This window comes from Streptomyces sp. NPDC032091, assembly GCF_055580265.1.
In genome coordinates this window covers 44,814-59,497 of record NZ_JBVILR010000012.1, presented here as the reverse complement: position 1 = coordinate 59,497, position 14,684 = coordinate 44,814, and the positions used below count along the sequence as shown (strand labels likewise).

The following is a 14,684-nucleotide window of genomic DNA, read 5'->3' as shown; positions in this document are numbered from 1 at the left end:
CGGGCCGGCCCCCCGGGTGGGCTACAACGCGGCGAGGAGCGCGGGGAGTTCGCGCATGTCGTGGAAGACCGTGGTGTCCGGGCCTTCGAGGTGGTGGGCCGGAGTCAGCCCGCCGGCATAGCCCAGCGAGCGCATGCCGGCCGCACGGGCCGCCAGGACGCCGGGCCGGCTGTCCTCGACCACCACGCAGGCCGCCGGATCGACCCCCATGCGCCGGGCCGCGTGCAGGAACACGTCCGGGGCGGGCTTGCCCCGGGAGACCTCGGAGGCGCTGTAGATGCGGCCCGCGAAGCGCTCGTAGAGCCCGGTCCGGCCGAGGGTGTGCCGCATCTTCTCGTGCGAGCCGCTGGAGGCGACGCAGGTCGGCAGGGCGAGGGCGTCCAGGGCTTCCGGCAGGCCGTCGACGGGGGTCAGGTCGGCGTCCACGGCCGCGCGGTGGAGCTCCTCGAACCGCTCCGCCCACACCGCGGCGGTCTCCTGCCCGAGCTCCACCGCCACCTGCTCCCGGATCGCGGCGTGCGTGCGCCCGATGAACCGGTCCACGACCTCGTCCTCGCTCAGCGGCCAGCCCAGGGAGGCCCCGAGGGCGACCTGCACGCGCACGGCGATGCGTTCGCTGTCGACCAGCACACCGTCGCAGTCGAATATGACGAGTCCAATGGGCTTGATCATGACCGCAGCATAGGGCCTCGGGCGCCTAGGGGGTGTCCGCAAAGTCCCGCCTGCCCCGCCCTGCGGGCGGACGACGCTACTTTGCGGACACCCCCTAGCACCTCCGGCGGCCGCCGGTGTGCCAGGCTGGCGCCACGGCCCGGGCCCCCGGCCCGGAGGGCACCGCACGCGACAGGAGCACCCCATGCTGACCTCCCCACAGGTTCCGGGCGGCCTGAACTGGCTCGACCTGGGCACCCCCGACATCGACGCGGCCGTCGCCTTCTACGAGGGCGTGTTCGGCTGGGAGTTCGTCTCCGCGGGGCCGGAGGCCGGAGGCTACGGCTTCCTGTGGAAGGACGGCCGGACGGTGGCCGCCGTCGGGCCGCTGACCGAGGAGGGCGCCCGCTCCGCCTGGACGGTCTACTTCCGCACCGTGGACGCCGATGCCACCGCCCGGGCCGTCGAACAGGCCGGCGGCTCCGTCCGGTTCCCGCCGACGGACGTGTTCACGGCGGGGCGGACTGCCGGTTTCACGGACCCGTCGGGCGCGGAGTTCGCCGTGTGGCAGCCCGGGAAGACGGACGGCCTGGAACTCGTCAACCCGGCAGCGTCAGCTGGATCGAGCTGTACACCACCGACGCGGCGGCCGTGAAGGAGTTCTACGGCCGCGTCCTGTCGTGGGAGACCCGCGACGTGCCCATGGGCGGGGGCCTCGTCTACACCATCGCCGGACCCGCCGGCGGGGGAGAGCGGACCATGCACGGCGGCATCCTGGAGCTGACCCGGGCCCACCTGGACGCCGGATCGGCCTCCGAATGGCATCCCTACTTCGAGGTCGAGGACTGCGACGCCGCCCTGGTGCGGGCCTCGGATCTGGGCGCCACCGTCATCATCCCCGCCATGGAGGCCGGGGCCGTGGGCCGCATCGGGATGCTGCTCGACCCGTTCGGGGCGCCTTTCGCGGTCGTCACCAGCCCCGCGGCCTGACGCGGCGGCGGCCCGCGGTCCGGCCCGCGGTCCGGCCCGCGGTCCGGCCCGCAGTCCGGACCGCCGCTCAGGTCGCGGGCAGCCGCATCCCGAGCCGCGTCCCCAGGGCGCGGGCCGTGGTGCGCACTTCCTCACCGGTCTCGCCCTCGGCGACGGCACCGAGGACGGCCAGGGCCAGCACGGCCTCGCGGTAGGTGAGCATCGGCAGCCGCTCGGGCCCGGCGTCGGCATCCGCGTCGAGTTCCTCGGCCACGATGTCGGTGTACAGATCGTCAAGTGTCACACCGGCCCAACGCGCCGCCCGCCCGTCGGTTACCCCCTCGGCGGGCCGCCTGATCCCGGCCGGCCCGCGGGTGTGACCCTGAACGGTATGACCACGCCCTCCACGTCCCGCGCGACGGACACCGAAGAGACCGGCCGGCCCGACGCCGCGGTCGAGCACCCCCGGCCGGCCACGGCCCCCGGCCGCCCCCGGCCGGCCACCCGTCGGACGACGGCGGTGGCGGAGTGAACCGGCCGGCCGGCGGGACGCTGCACCACGTCGAGATCTGGGTGCCCGACCTGGAGCGGGCCGTCGGCTCCTTCGGCTGGCTGCTGGAAGCCCTGGGCCATGTGCCGTTCCAGAGCTGGGACGGTGGCCGGAGCTGGCGGCTCGGGACGACGTACCTGGTCTTCGAACAGTCCCCCGCCCTCACCGCCGGGGAGCACGACCGGTGCCGGCCCGGGCTGAACCACCTGGCGTTCCACGTGGAGGACCGGCGCACGGTGGACGACCTGGTCGAGCGGGCCCCCCGGCACGGCTGGACCCTGATGTTCCCCGACCGCCACCCGCACGCGGGCGGGGAACGGACCTATGCCGCCTACCTGGAGAACGCCGACGGCTTCGAGGTCGAACTCGTCGCCCACCCCGGGGACGGGGACGGGGGCGGGGGCGGGGACGGGGACTGACGGCCGGCGAACGGCACGACTTTCGCCACGACCATGACAGCGCGGCCCCCGCACCCCACAATTGACCTGAACCAGGCGGTCGGGGGAGGCGCTGATGGGTCGGGCTCTGCGAATCTGCATACCGGTGGGTGTCGTGGCCCTCGTGGCCTGCGCGCCGCTGTACGCCCCGTACTACTCCACCGTCCTGGTGTGGGAGCTGCGCAAGCTGTTCGCCTGGCTGGCCCTGCCGCTGCTGGCCGGGGGCCTCGTCGTGCTGGTGTGGCTCGCGCGGTGGTTCGTGCGCAGCCGGCGCGCCGGGGGCGGCTCCGGGTCGGGCGGCGCGGCGGGGGGCCTCGGCTGCCTGGCGGCCCTCGCGGGGCTCGCGCTCGCCGCCGGGTGGCTGGTCTACGGGGCGTACCTGCAGGACCGCGCGTACATGACGGCCACGCAGGTCGTGACCGAGCCGGTGCCCCGACTGGCGCCCCGCGCCCCCTACCTCGTCGGCAAGGCCCAGGCCGCCCCGCACCTGGGCGACGTCACCGGCGAGATCGCCGACATCACCTACCTCCCCGACAGGGACCGCTTCGCCACCCTCGTCGAGCGGAAGGGCTGGCTGTCCGGATACGAGGTCGGCCTCGTGCAGGAGGTTCCGCTCGGCGGGACCAGCCGCGCCCAGGAGCGCTGCTCCTTCGACGTGGACGCGGCGGACGCCCGCATCAGCGGCTGGTTCGGCCACAACCTGGGCCGGAAGATCTCCGAGCAGAAACGCTGGGTCCGCTTCGAGGCCGGCGACGCCTACGTGACCTGCCAGGGGGACACGCCCGTCGTGGTCGTACCCCTCAAGCGCCAGACCGGCATCCTGGTCGTCACCGAACGGCCCGCCGGGGTCGCGCTCTACGACGGCAGGACCGGCAAGGTCACCATCACCACCGACACGGACGCCGTCCCCGGCCCCTCCTATCCGCTCAGCCTCGCCTCCCGGCAGCGGGAAGCGGTCGCCGCGGTCGGCGGCTTCACCGACTGGTGGTTCGGACGCAGCGGCTGGGACGCCTCGGAGGACGGGGCGAACGAGGGCAACGACTCGGAGTTCACCCTGCGCTACGCCGACTCCAGCGGCCGCAGCGTCTACGTCACCCCGCTCACCCCGCAGGGCGAGGCCAGCTCGGTCGTCGCCGTCGCGACGGTCCCGTCGCGCGTCCGGGGCACCGGGCTGGCGCCCCTGACCGTCCACCGGCTCGACCCGACCTGGTCCTCGCCGAAGGCGATCGTCGCGCTGATCAAGGCCGAGTACCGGGACGTCTGCTGCTACAACGACGACCAGGTGTTCGAGGTGGTCCCCACCGGCGGCAGCACCTGGACCGCCACGATCGGCAGCGAACAGGACATCCGCTACCGGGTGGAGGGCCGGGGCCAGGTCGCCGGCCGCGAGGCGACCTGCCTGAAGGCGGCCGACGGCGCACTGATCCGCTGCGCGTACGCGGCCCCCGGCTCGCCGGAGGAACAGGAGCTCAAACGGCGCGAGGACGAGAAGAAGGACAAACCCCGCGCCGCCCCACCGGACCTCGGCGACCTCACCGCCTACACCCCCGAGCAACTGGCCGAACTCAACCGCCGCATCAACGAAGAGGTCAACCGCCGGCTCAAGGGCGCGGGTTAGACCGTCTCTTCCGGCCCCCGGGGCCGGCCGCCGTGCGGCCGCCCGGCAGCGTGACGACCGCCGGTACGACGACGAGCGGCGCCGGCACCGCCCGTCACGGCCGATCCGCCCGGCCCCGGCTTCCGCACCGTCCCGGTCAACCGCCGGTGTCCGCCGCGCCCTCCGGCGGGTGAACGGCCGTCGGAGATCGCTCCCGGTCCCGGCGGGCGGGCCAGACTGGCCCCGCCACGTCCCGGCCAGCCGGGACGCCCTGTGAACGGAAGGCGGACGGAACCCATGGCCAACGGCACGGTCCTGCTGGCGCTGCGCGAGGACCCCCTCGGCGGCGGGGTGAGCGCCGAACAACTGCGCCGCATCGGGAAGGAACTCCAGGGGCGCGGACTGGAGCTGCGCCGGGCGGCCGACGCCCGGGACGCCCGGGCGATGCTCCAGACCGAGGCGGGGATCGCCGCCGCGGTCGTGGCCTGGGACCTGCCCGCCGGTACCCCGGGCGGCGGGACACCGGGCGGCGGGACGCCGGCGGCCGCGCGGACGCCCACCGGCGGGGCCGAGGTCCTGGACCGGATCCGGCACCGCTTCAAGGACCTGCCCGTCTTCCTCCTGATGACCGACAGCTCCGACCACGACCTGGAACACCTGCCGCTGTGGGTGTCGGAGACCGTCGTCGGCTACATCTGGCCGCTGGAGGACACCCCCGCCTTCATCGCCGGCCGGGTCGCGGCCGCCGCCCACACCTATATGAAGGAGGTCCTGCCGCCCTTCTTCCGCGCCCTGCGCCGCTTCGACGACGCCCACGAGTACTCCTGGCACACCCCGGCCCACTCCGGCGGTGTCGCGTTCCTGAAGTCCCCGGCGGGGCGCGCCTTCTTCGACTACTACGGTGAGCGCCTGTTCCGCACGGACCTGTCCCTCTCCGTGGGCGAGCTCGGCTCCCTCTACGAGCACACCGGCCCCATCGGTGAGGCCGAACGCAACGCCGCCCGCGTCTTCGGCGCCGACCGCACGTACTTCGTCCTGCATGGGGACTCCACCTGCAACCGCATGGTGGGCCACTACAGCGTCACCTCCGACGAGATCGCCCTGGTCGACCGCAACTGCCACAAGTCCGTCCTGCACAGCCTGGTCGTCTCCGGCGCCCGCCCGGTCTACCTCGTGCCCACCCGCAACGGGTACGGGCTGGCCGGCCCGGTGCCGCCCACCGCCACCGCCCCGGCCGCGGTCGCCGCCCGCATCGCCGCGAACCCCCTCACCGCCGGAGCCGTCTCGGCCGACGCCCAGTACGCGGTGCTCACCAACTCCACCTACGACGGCGTGTGCTACGACACCGTCGCCGCCGCCCGGGCCCTCGCACCGAGCACGCCCCGGCTGCACTTCGACGAGGCGTGGTTCGCCTACGCCCGCTTCCACCCCCTCTACCGGGGCCGGTACGGCATGGCGGTGGGCCCGGACGTCCTCGACGACGCCGAACGGCCGACCGTCTTCGCCACCCACTCCACGCACAAGCTGCTCGCCGCGCTCTCCCAGTGCGCCATGGTCCACGTCCGGCCCGCGCCCCGGGCGCCCGTCGAACACGACCGCTTCAACGAGGCGTTCATGATGCACGGCACCACGTCCGCCTTCTACCCGGGCATCGCCTCCCTCGACGTGGCCACGGCCATGATGGACGGGCCGCAGGGCCGGTGGCTGATCGACGAGGCCGTCACCGAGGCGGTCCGGTTCCGGCAGGCCGTCGTCCGCACCGGCCGCCGCATCGCCGCCGCGGGCGACCGGCCCGACTGGTTCTTCGGTGTCTGGCAGCCCGAGACGGTCACCGACCCGGCCACCGGAACGCGCATCGCCTTCGCGGACGCGCCCACCGCCCTGCTGGCCTCCGACCCCGCCTGCTGGCAGCTCGAACCCGGCGCCGCCTGGCACGGGTTCGCGGACCTGACCGACGGCTACGGCCTGCTGGACCCCGTCAAGGTCACCCTCACCTGCCCCGGCGTGACGGCCACCGGGGAGACCCTCCCGTGGGGCATCCCCGCCCGGATCCTCACCGAGTACCTCGCGACCCGCGGCATCGTGGTCGAGAAGACCGACAGCTACACCACGCTCGTCCTCTTCTCGATGGGCATCACCAAGGGCAAGTGGGGCACCCTCATGGACGCCCTGATGGACTTCAAGGCCCTCTACGACGCCGACGCCCCGCTCGACCGGGTCCTGCCCGCCCTCACCGCCCGCCACCCGGCCCGCTACCGGGACACCACCCTGCCCGAACTGTGCGCCCGGATGCACGGACACCTCACCCGCGGCGCCTTCATCGACGCCCTCGACGAGGCCTTCCGCCGGCTGCCCGAACCCGTCCACCCGCCCCGCCACTGCTACCAGCGGCTCATCCGCGGCGGGACCGAACGCCTGCGCCTGGCCGACGCCGCCCACCGGGTCGCGGCCGCCATGGTGGCCGTCACCCCGCCCGGCATCCCGGTCCTGATGCCCGGCGAGTCCCTCGGCGCCCCGGACGGCCCCCTGCTGCGCTACCTCGGCGCCCTGGAGGCCTTCGACCGCGCCTTCCCCGGCTTCGGCAGCGAAGCCCACGGCGTCACGGTGGACCCGGAGACGGGCGACTACCTGATCGAGTGCCTCCGCCTGCCGCCCCGGTAGCCGGCCGGGCCGGGCCGGTCGCCGCCTCCGCGTGCCGGCCGGCGCGCCGCGCCCGGCCCGGGTCAGGCACGGAGAACCGCGGCCCGTGGGGTACAACCGCTTCTGCCGGGGCACGTGAGACGCGGCGGGTGCGACAGCCCGGCCGCGGTCGGCCCGCGACGGGCGCCGCACCTGACGTACGAGGTCGACGAAAGGAACGTGACGGGCATGCGCAGCGTAGGCGTGGAGGAGGAACTGCTGCTGGTCGACACCGCGACGGGGGAGCCGCGGGCGCTCTCGGCCGCCGTGATGTCGGCCGCGTCCCGCGAGGGGGACGGGACGCACGATCCGGCAGGGGGCGCGCTGGAGTCCGAGCTCAAGTGCGAGCAGGTCGAGTTCGCCACCCGGCCCGTCCTGCGGATGGGCGAGCTCGCCGAGGAGATCGTCCGCTGGCGCGCCGAGGCGGACCGGCACGCCGCGGAGGCGGGCGGCGCCGTCGCCGCGCTGGCCACGTCCCCGCTGCCGGTGCGGCCGTCCACGATGTCCGGCGAACGCTACCGCTGGGTGAGCCGGCAGTTCGGCCTGACCGCCCAGGAGCAGCTCACCTGCGGCTGCCACGTCCACGTGTCCGTCGACTCGGACGACGAGGGCGTGGCCGTCCTCGACCGCATCCGCCCCTGGCTGCCGGTACTGACCGCCATCAGCGCCAACTCGCCGTTCTGGCAGGGCGAGGACAGCGCGTACGGCAGCTACCGCAGCCGCGTCTGGAACCGCCTGCCCTCGGCCGGTCCCACCGACGTCTTCGGCAGCGCCGAGCAGTACCACCGGCAGGTGGGGGACATGCTCGCCACCGGCGTCCTGCGCGACGACGGCATGATCTACTTCGACGCCCGGCTCTCCGCCAACTACCCCACGGTCGAGATCCGCGTCGCCGACGTCTGCCTCGAACCCGACACCCCCGTCCTCCTCGCCGCCCTCGCCCGGGCCCTGGTGGACACCGCCGCCCGCGAGTGGCGCGCCGGGCGCCCGCCGGCCCGCATCGGCGTCGGGCTGATGCGCCTCGCGGCCTGGCAGGCGGCCAAGTCGGGCCTGGACGGCCCCTTGCTCGACCCCCGCAGCATGAGCCCGGCCCCTCCCGAGGAGGTCCTCGACGTGCTCCTGGACCACCTGCGGGAGGCCCTCGACGACAACGGCGACCTCGAACTCGCCCGCCGGGGCGTCACCCGCCTCCTCGAACGGGGCAACGGCGCCCGCCTCCAGCGCCACCTCCTGCGGACCACCGGGGACCTGCGCGCCGTGGTGACCGAGTGCGCCCGCCTCACCACGGCGCCCGCCCCCTGACGGACCAGGGGCCGCGGCGTCCCCTAGCTTGTTCTTTATGGTGGGGCGGGCTGACTGTCCGTGACGGCTGTTACGGTCGCGGTCGTGACTGAGCAGCTTCCGGAGTTCCCGTACCACCCCGACCCCGTCGCTACGGGCGTGGTTGTTCCGTCAAATGCGACCTGCATCTGCTGTGGGCGGGGACGCGGGTACATCTACACGGGCCCGGTCTACGCCGTCGAGGACCTCGAGGATCAGCTGTGCCCGTGGTGCCTCGCGAGCGGCAGCGCCGCGGAGCTGTTCGACGCGCACTTCACGGCAGGGACTTGCCTGGGCGAGGACGTACCCCTTGAGGTCTTCTCAGCAGTCGACAGCCACACCCCAAGCTTCTCGGCGTGGCAGGAGCCTCAGTGGTTCTTCCACTGTGGCGACGGTGCCGCGTTTCTGGGCCGTGTCGGGCTTGCCGAGCTCGCCGCTCACCCTGACGCGCTGGAGACAGTGCGACAGGAGGTGAACGGATGGGGCTGGCCGTCGGATCAGGTGGAGCGGTTTCTCGGCTCGCTGGACAGAGACGACCAGCCGGCGTACCTGTTTCGGTGCCGTCGCTGCGGTACTCACCTCGCCTACTCGGACGTCGCATAGGCCCTGGATGAGAGTCGAACAGTGCCCGCACGTGATCACCCGTATGGTGATTCCAGGGACGTGAACACGGCCTTCGCCTGATCCTGTGCTCCGACCAAAGAGGCACCTGACCAGCACGAAGGCCGTGGGCAATGAGTCTGCTGCATCACGATGCCCAGCGGGATGCGTTCGCTGTGGCGTCACACCTCCGGGACGGCTTCTACGCATGTCTGACCACGCGGCGCGATGGCCTGTTCGAGGTCATGGACGCGTTGCTGTGTGCGGACGGGCCAGTGACCGCGCTGGTGGATCTGACCTTGCTGGCCGAGCATCGTCGTGGGCACGGTGCTCTGTACGCCGCCTTGAACGAGGGCCGCATCGACGCGAACCGGCTGCGGCGGACACTGGCCGCGCTGCCGCAGCCACGGGCCGCCGATGACCAGCTCGTCCTGGCGGTGGACGTGAGCAACCGGCTGCGGCCGGACGCCGAGTGCAGCGCGGACGGGCTGTTCTGCCACACCTTCGGCCGAGGCCGGGACCAGCACCTGATGATCCCGGGCTGGCCAAACGCCCTTGACAGGCCGGCCCGACACGGACGCGCTCTCGCCGCACCGGGCGAAAGCCAAGTACGTCCAGTACGTGGGCTTCCGCCCGGCGCACCGAGAGCACGCACCAGACGCCGCGTGGCCGCCCTCCGGGCGACGACGGGAGTTTGACGACAGGCCTAGGGACGCCCGGCCCCCGTGGGGCCTTCCGCGGTGGGGGCACCCGCGGACAGCGGGACGGCGACCTCCTCCAGCGGCCGCCGTTCCGCGTCCACCCCCCAGAAGAAGGCCGTCAGCCCGCCCAGGACCATGAGCACGCCACCGACCGCGTACCCGGCGAACACCCTCCAGGGATCGGAGCCGCCGCCGATCAGGGTGGCGAACAGCCACGGCGCCACGACACCGCCGAAGAGCATGGAGAGGGCGAAGAAGAAGGAGATCGCCTGGGCCCGCATCTCCACCGGGAAGACCTCGCTGACCGTCAGGTACGCCGACGACGCGGCCGCCGAGGCGATGAAGAAGATCACGCACCACAGCACGGTCTGGGTGACCGCGCTCAGCAGCCCTTCCGCGAACAGCCAGCCCGTGACCAGGAGCAGGACCCCCGAAAGGCAGTAGGTCGTCCCGATCATCCGGCGCCGGCCCAGGGAGTCGAAGAGCCGGCCGAGCAGCAGCGGTCCCGCCAGGTTCCCCAGGGCGAAGGGGAAGATGAAGTAGGCGACGGCCCCGCCGCGGATGTCGTAGAACTCGGCCAGGATCAGCGCGTAGGTGAAGAAGATCGCGTTGTAGAGGAACGACTGGGTCACCATGAGCATGAACCCGAGGACCGAGCGCCGGCGGTAGTCGCGGAACAGGATCCGGGCGAGCTCCCGGTAGCCGACGGGCGGCCGCTGCCGGTACTCCACCGCGCGGCTCTGCGGCACGGGTTCCAGCCGGGCCCCGCCGCGCTCGATCCTCTCCTCGATCTCGGTGACGACCCGTTCGGCCTCCTCGTGCCTGCCGTGCGTGAGCAGCCAGCGCGGGCTCTCCGGAAGGCTGCGGCGCAGCCCCCAGATCGCCGCGCCGATCGCGGGCCCGACGAGCAGGCCGATGCGCCAGCCGGTGTCGAGCGGGAACAGGTCGGGGTTGAGGAAGAGCAGGTTCGAGGCCGCCCCGATCATCGCGCCGAGCCAGTACGTGGAGTTGACGGCCAGGTCCGCGTGACCGCGGTGCCGGCTGGGGATCAGCTCGTCGATGGCCGAGTTCAGCGCCGCGTACTCGCCGCCGATGCCGGTGCCGGCGATGAAGCGGGTGACGGCGAAGAAGGCGAAGCCGGAGGAGAGGGCGGTGAGCGCGTTGCCCAGCAGGTACACGCCGAGGGTGACGATGAACAGCCTGCGGCGGCCGAGCCGGTCGGCGAGCCGGCCGAAGACGAGCGCGCCGACCACCTCCCCGAGCAGGTAGATGCTGGCCGTCAGACCCACCTGGGACGAGGTGAGGCCCAGCGTCTGCTGGTCCCTCAGCCGGTCGGCGATCGACCCGGCGATGGTGATCTCGATCCCGTCGAGCACCCAGGTGATGCCCAGCGCGGTGACCACCCGCCAGTGGAATCCGCTCCAGGGCAGCCGGTCCAGCCGCTGCGGCACCGTGCTCCGGACGGTCCCGGCCCCTCGTAGCGTGCCCACCGGATGCGCCGCCATGACAACCTCCCCGCGGTTCGGACGGACGTACGCGACCCCACCGTCACGACGCCGAGACCCTGCGTGTGCCCCGCCGGCCCGCCGCCAACCCCCGCGTCACCCGCCCGGCGGCCCGGCCCGTACGCCGTCCGTACCGCGGGCCGGGGCATGGGGGCCGGCGGTACGGGTAGGCGCCGGGGCCCTCGTGGCAGAGGAGGACGCGACATGCACGGCTCCTCGGGCGCGGGCGCCCCCGGACCCCGTCGGCGGTGCCGGACGGGAACCGGCCGGGCCCGGTGCCGCATGGTGTGGGAGGCGGCCGCGCTCGAAGCGGCCGCCCGGTTCCTGGAGGACGACCCGGAGGGCCTGCGCCAGCTGCTGGAATCGGCCGACCTGCTGCCGGTCCGGCCCCGGCCCCCCGGAACCGCCGCGTACGGCTCGCCGCACGTGCGGCGGATGCACGCCGGCCGCTACCGGCTGCTCTACCGGGTGACCGGCACCGCGTCCGCGGGCGCGGCCATCACCGTGCTCCACGTCGGCCGCGTGCCCTGACGCCCCCGCCGACGGCGTGTCAGCTCCTCCTTCGGGGGCAAGCGCGTCCACATGACACCGAACACAACAGAGCTGTCCGCCTGGGCCGTCCAGTCCGCTCCCGCCTGGCTGCACCTGCTGGTGATCGCCTTCGCCGTGCTCGTCCTGGTGACCACCCTGACCCGGGACAGGTAGTCCCGCCGTGCTGTTCCTGACCCTGCTGGTCCCGCCCCTGCTGATGTGCGCCGTGCTCGGGCTCGGCCGCTACGAGGAGTACATGCTGGGCGCGCCGGGCGGTGCCCCGTCCGGCGCCGCCCCCCGCCCCGCCGGCCGGCACAGGCGCCCTGCGGGCGCCGCCGTGCCGCGGGCGCGCCGACGCCCGGCTCAGCGGCCGGGAGCCGTGTCCGGGGCCAGGCGGGACGCCTCGATCTCCGCCCACACCGCCTTGCCCTCCCCGCTCACCTCGGAGCCCCAGCGGTCGCAGAGCCGGTCGATGATGTTGAGCCCGTGACCGCCCGGGACGCCGCGCCGGGGGGAGGGGTCGCGGCGCGGGAGGTCCGTGGAGGCGTCGAACACCTCGATCCGCAGGACCTCGTCACGGGTGAGGGCGATCAGGAGGCAGCCGCCGGCGTGCAGGCTGGCGTTGGTCACCAGCTCGGAGACGACGAGCAGGGCGTCCTCCGCGCTCTCGGACCCGTCCCACCCCCAGTCCTCCAGCGCCCGCCGCGCGAAGTCGCGGCCCTTGGCGACCTGCCCCCGGGCGCCGGCCAGGGCCAGCTGGCGGCGCTGGCGCGCGGCCGCGGGCTGTGGTGGATGGCCGGTCGGCGATCCGCTGCTCGTCACTGTGGTCTCACCCTCACCGTTGCATGCTCTCGTCTCGTGGCGACCGCAAGGGCCCCGGCTGTGCCCGTCGCTTTCCGGACCGTACGAACCTGCCCCCGGACCGGCCGGGGACACCCGGCGGGTCCGCGTTTCGGGCGCTTCGAGTGCCGGACAGTGTACGTGGCCGGACCCTTCGGGTCGCGGTCGCGTGCGGTGTCGGACGAGGGCGGGCGGACGGCACGGCGACGATCGGATCGCGGCCGGGGCGTGCGGCCGACGTCGGCGGGCCGTCCTCATGGGGCCCTACGAGGCGAGCATGCCTTCGCGCAGCCGGCTCAGCGTGCGCGAGAGCAGCCGGGAGACCTGCATCTGCGAGATGCCGAGGGCGGCGCCGATCTCGGACTGGGTCCGGTCCTGGCCGAACCGCATGCGCAGGATCAGCCGCTCCCGGGGAGCCAGCTCACGCAGCAGGGGGGCGAGCGTGTGGCAGTCCTCGAACAGCTCCATGGCGGGGTCCGTGTCACCCAGCCGGTCCGCCAGGGCGCGCGTCGGCCGGCCCGCCCCCATGGCCTCGTCCGCCTCGCAGGCCAGGTCCAGCGAGCCGCTGGTGTAGCCGTTCGCGGCGACGAGACCGTCGATCACCTCCTCCTCGGGGAGCCCGAGGTGCCCCGCCAGCTCCTTGACCGTCGGGGCGCGGTTCAGCGTGTCGGTGAGGGCCTCCTGGGCCCGGGCGAGCTCGGTGCGCAGCTCCTGGAGCCGGCGCGGCACGTGGACGGCCCAGGTGGTGTCGCGGAAGTGCCGCTTGATCTCACCGGTGATGTACGGGAGCGCCAGCGTGGAGAACTCGACCTCGCGGTCGGGGTCGTAGCGGTCGATGGCCTTGATCAGGCCGATGGTGCCGACCTGGACGATGTCGTCCATGTCGATCCCGCCGCCGGCCGCCCGGGACCGGAAGCGCCGGGCCGCGAACCGCACGAGGGAGAGGTTCATCTCGATCAGGGTGTTGCGGACGTACTGGTGTTCACGGGTCCCCTCCTCCGTGGCGCGCAGCCGGGCGAGGAACACCCGTGACAGCTCCCTCGCGTCCGCGGGGGAGAGCTCCCGCGCCTGTTCCACGGCCGGAAGCGCTCCGGCCCACGGCTCCGCTCCCGCGGCCGCCGCGGGGGCCGGGGCATGGTGGTCCGTGTGGTGCACGGGGTGTACGACTGCGGCCGGACGAGGCATGGGGGCCGTCCTCTCCCTGGGTCGGTGGCTGCCGCCGCCGCTCCTGCCCACGCGTCCGGGCCGTACACCTCCGGATTTCGCGACCTTCCGCCGGCGGCTGTCCGGGACCGGGACACCGTCCCCGGGCGGGCGAGCGTGCATACTCCATTCCGGAACCGTAGGGCGAGAACCGGGGAGGCGGAGATGGCGGGAGCTGAGGACGTGCACGGCGACGGTGTGGTCGGGGACGGATACCCGGCCGGGGCCGGCTGGGTCGTGGCGGCCCGCGGAGAGCTGGACCAGGACACCCTGGGACCGCTGGAGCAGGCCCTGACCGAGGCCGCGGGGCGCCACCGCCTGGTCGTCCTGGACGCGGGCGGGGTCACCTTCGGCGACTCCTCCTTCCTCAACCTGCTCCTGCGGGTGCACCGCACGACCGTCCTGCGCATCGCCGCTCCGGGCGACCAGCTGCGCCGGCTGTTCGCCCTGACGGGAGTGGACACGGTCCTCTCCCTGTACCCCGGAGTCCAGGAGGCGCTCGACGGCTGACGCCCGCGGACCCGGGCGCATACGTCGGGGCGGCGGGGGCATGCGAGGGCCCGGAGGTGACACACATGGTTCCCCTGCTTCTCGTTCTTCTGCTCGCCCTGATCCTTTTCGGTGCGGGCTTCGCATTGAAGGTCCTCTGGTGGGTGGCGCTCGCCGTGCTGGTGCTCTGGCTGCTCGGCTTCGTCGCACGCCCGAGGACCGGCAGCGGCCGCTGGTACCGCTGGTAGCCGCCGCTCCCGACGCACACCGGCTCCGCGGGGCCCGCCCCTCACGGGGGGCGGGCCCCGCCGCCGCATCCGGATGCGGTCCGCCGGAAGGAGGGGGACGCTGGAGGGGCACTACGTCCGAAGGAGGACCATCATGTCGATCGTCGACAAGCTCAAGGGCATGCTCGGGCAGCACCCGGACAAGGCCAAGGAAGCGGTGGAACGCGGGGGAGACATGATCGACGAGCGGACGGGCGACAAGTACACCGACAAGGTCGACATGGCCCAGGAGAAGGCCAACGACTTCATCGACCGCGACAGGCCCCAGCAGTCCTGACCCCACCGCACCGGCCGGGCGGGGGCCCGGAGCGGCTCGGAATCCGGT

General features: G+C 73.6%; 17 protein-coding genes and 1 pseudogene. 13 read left to right on the top strand and 5 right to left on the bottom strand.

Features of this window, described 5'->3' with window-relative positions; translation table 11 throughout:
• Window positions 1–21 precede the first annotated feature (21 nt).
• On the bottom strand, window positions 22–672 hold the full coding sequence (locus ACZ5NJ_RS20350; protein ID WP_468766442.1) for an HAD family hydrolase: 651 nt from the start codon (window positions 670–672) through the stop codon (window positions 22–24).
• Window positions 673–856: 184 nt separating this feature from the next.
• Between ACZ5NJ_RS20350 and ACZ5NJ_RS20345 the strand changes: the two are divergent.
• A pseudogene (locus tag ACZ5NJ_RS20345) lies at window positions 857–1,641 on the top strand (VOC family protein).
• 67 nt (window positions 1,642–1,708) lie between these two features.
• On the opposite strand, the gene ACZ5NJ_RS20340 reads toward ACZ5NJ_RS20345, so the two are convergent.
• Window positions 1,709–1,924 carry a hypothetical protein gene (locus tag ACZ5NJ_RS20340; RefSeq protein ID WP_468766441.1) on the bottom strand — a complete coding sequence of 72 codons (216 nt, stop codon included), beginning with the start codon at window positions 1,922–1,924 and terminating at the stop codon, window positions 1,709–1,711.
• Window positions 1,925–2,011: 87 nt separating this feature from the next.
• Here ACZ5NJ_RS20340 and ACZ5NJ_RS20335 point away from each other — a divergent pair, with 87 nt between their 5' ends.
• The 7 genes from ACZ5NJ_RS20335 (at window position 2,012) to ACZ5NJ_RS20305 (ending at window position 9,501) form a co-directional block, all read left to right on the top strand.
• A complete protein-coding gene (locus ACZ5NJ_RS20335) occupies window positions 2,012–2,152 on the top strand; it encodes a hypothetical protein (RefSeq protein WP_468766440.1) in 141 nt (46 codons plus the stop codon).
• On the top strand, window positions 2,149–2,589 hold the full coding sequence (locus tag ACZ5NJ_RS20330) for a VOC family protein (RefSeq protein WP_468766439.1): 441 nt from the start codon (window positions 2,149–2,151) through the stop codon (window positions 2,587–2,589). The genes ACZ5NJ_RS20335 and ACZ5NJ_RS20330 overlap by 4 nt, the downstream gene beginning before the upstream one ends.
• Before the next feature lie 124 nt (window positions 2,590–2,713).
• Window positions 2,714–4,225, top strand: coding sequence for a hypothetical protein (locus tag ACZ5NJ_RS20325; protein WP_468766438.1), 1,512 nt, complete (start codon window positions 2,714–2,716; stop codon window positions 4,223–4,225).
• A gap of 276 nt (window positions 4,226–4,501) precedes the next feature.
• Window positions 4,502–6,865 carry an Orn/Lys/Arg family decarboxylase gene (locus ACZ5NJ_RS20320; RefSeq protein WP_468766437.1) on the top strand — a complete coding sequence of 788 codons (2,364 nt, stop codon included), beginning with the start codon at window positions 4,502–4,504 and terminating at the stop codon, window positions 6,863–6,865.
• A 207-nt stretch (window positions 6,866–7,072) separates the two neighbouring features.
• Window positions 7,073–8,185, top strand: coding sequence for a glutamate--cysteine ligase (locus ACZ5NJ_RS20315; protein WP_468766436.1), 1,113 nt, complete (start codon window positions 7,073–7,075; stop codon window positions 8,183–8,185).
• An 84-nt stretch (window positions 8,186–8,269) separates the two neighbouring features.
• Window positions 8,270–8,806, top strand: a complete 537-nt coding sequence (locus tag ACZ5NJ_RS20310) for a CbrC family protein (RefSeq protein WP_468766435.1) — start codon at window positions 8,270–8,272, stop codon at window positions 8,804–8,806.
• A 131-nt stretch (window positions 8,807–8,937) separates the two neighbouring features.
• Window positions 8,938–9,501, top strand: a complete 564-nt coding sequence (locus ACZ5NJ_RS20305; RefSeq protein ID WP_468766434.1) for a transposase — start codon at window positions 8,938–8,940, stop codon at window positions 9,499–9,501.
• 8 nt (window positions 9,502–9,509) lie between these two features.
• On the opposite strand, the gene ACZ5NJ_RS20300 is transcribed toward ACZ5NJ_RS20305, so the two are convergent.
• The gene (locus ACZ5NJ_RS20300) at window positions 9,510–11,009 is read right to left on the bottom strand and encodes an MFS transporter (protein ID WP_468766433.1); all 1,500 of its coding nucleotides are present in this window, start codon (window positions 11,007–11,009) and stop codon (window positions 9,510–9,512) included.
• Window positions 11,010–11,213: 204 nt separating this feature from the next.
• On the opposite strand from ACZ5NJ_RS20300, the gene ACZ5NJ_RS20295 reads away from it, so the two are divergent.
• Complete coding sequence (locus ACZ5NJ_RS20295) at window positions 11,214–11,540, top strand: type II toxin-antitoxin system RelE/ParE family toxin (protein ID WP_468766432.1); 327 nt, start codon at window positions 11,214–11,216, stop codon at window positions 11,538–11,540.
• Between the two features lie 51 nt (window positions 11,541–11,591).
• The gene (locus tag ACZ5NJ_RS20290) at window positions 11,592–11,714 is read left to right on the top strand and encodes a hypothetical protein (RefSeq protein WP_468766431.1); all 123 of its coding nucleotides are present in this window, start codon (window positions 11,592–11,594) and stop codon (window positions 11,712–11,714) included.
• Between the two features lie 189 nt (window positions 11,715–11,903).
• Here ACZ5NJ_RS20290 and ACZ5NJ_RS20285 read toward each other — a convergent pair whose 3' ends face one another.
• Window positions 11,904–12,362 (bottom strand): ATP-binding protein, encoded by a 459-nt coding sequence (locus ACZ5NJ_RS20285; protein WP_468766430.1) that lies wholly within the window; start codon window positions 12,360–12,362, stop codon window positions 11,904–11,906.
• 282 nt (window positions 12,363–12,644) lie between these two features.
• A complete protein-coding gene (locus ACZ5NJ_RS20280) occupies window positions 12,645–13,457 on the bottom strand; it encodes a SigB/SigF/SigG family RNA polymerase sigma factor (protein ID WP_468766429.1) in 813 nt (270 codons plus the stop codon).
• 291 nt (window positions 13,458–13,748) lie between these two features.
• On the opposite strand from ACZ5NJ_RS20280, the gene ACZ5NJ_RS20275 reads away from it, so the two are divergent.
• The 3 genes from ACZ5NJ_RS20275 (at window position 13,749) to ACZ5NJ_RS20265 (ending at window position 14,636) form a co-directional block, all read left to right on the top strand.
• The gene (locus tag ACZ5NJ_RS20275) at window positions 13,749–14,093 is read left to right on the top strand and encodes an STAS domain-containing protein (RefSeq protein WP_468766428.1); all 345 of its coding nucleotides are present in this window, start codon (window positions 13,749–13,751) and stop codon (window positions 14,091–14,093) included.
• A gap of 65 nt (window positions 14,094–14,158) precedes the next feature.
• Window positions 14,159–14,320 carry a hydrophobic protein gene (locus tag ACZ5NJ_RS20270; RefSeq protein ID WP_468766427.1) on the top strand — a complete coding sequence of 54 codons (162 nt, stop codon included), beginning with the start codon at window positions 14,159–14,161 and terminating at the stop codon, window positions 14,318–14,320.
• Between the two features lie 133 nt (window positions 14,321–14,453).
• Entirely contained in the window at window positions 14,454–14,636 is a 183-nt protein-coding gene (locus tag ACZ5NJ_RS20265; RefSeq protein ID WP_468766426.1) for an antitoxin, read from the top strand.
• The last annotated feature ends 48 nt before the right edge of the window (window positions 14,637–14,684 follow it).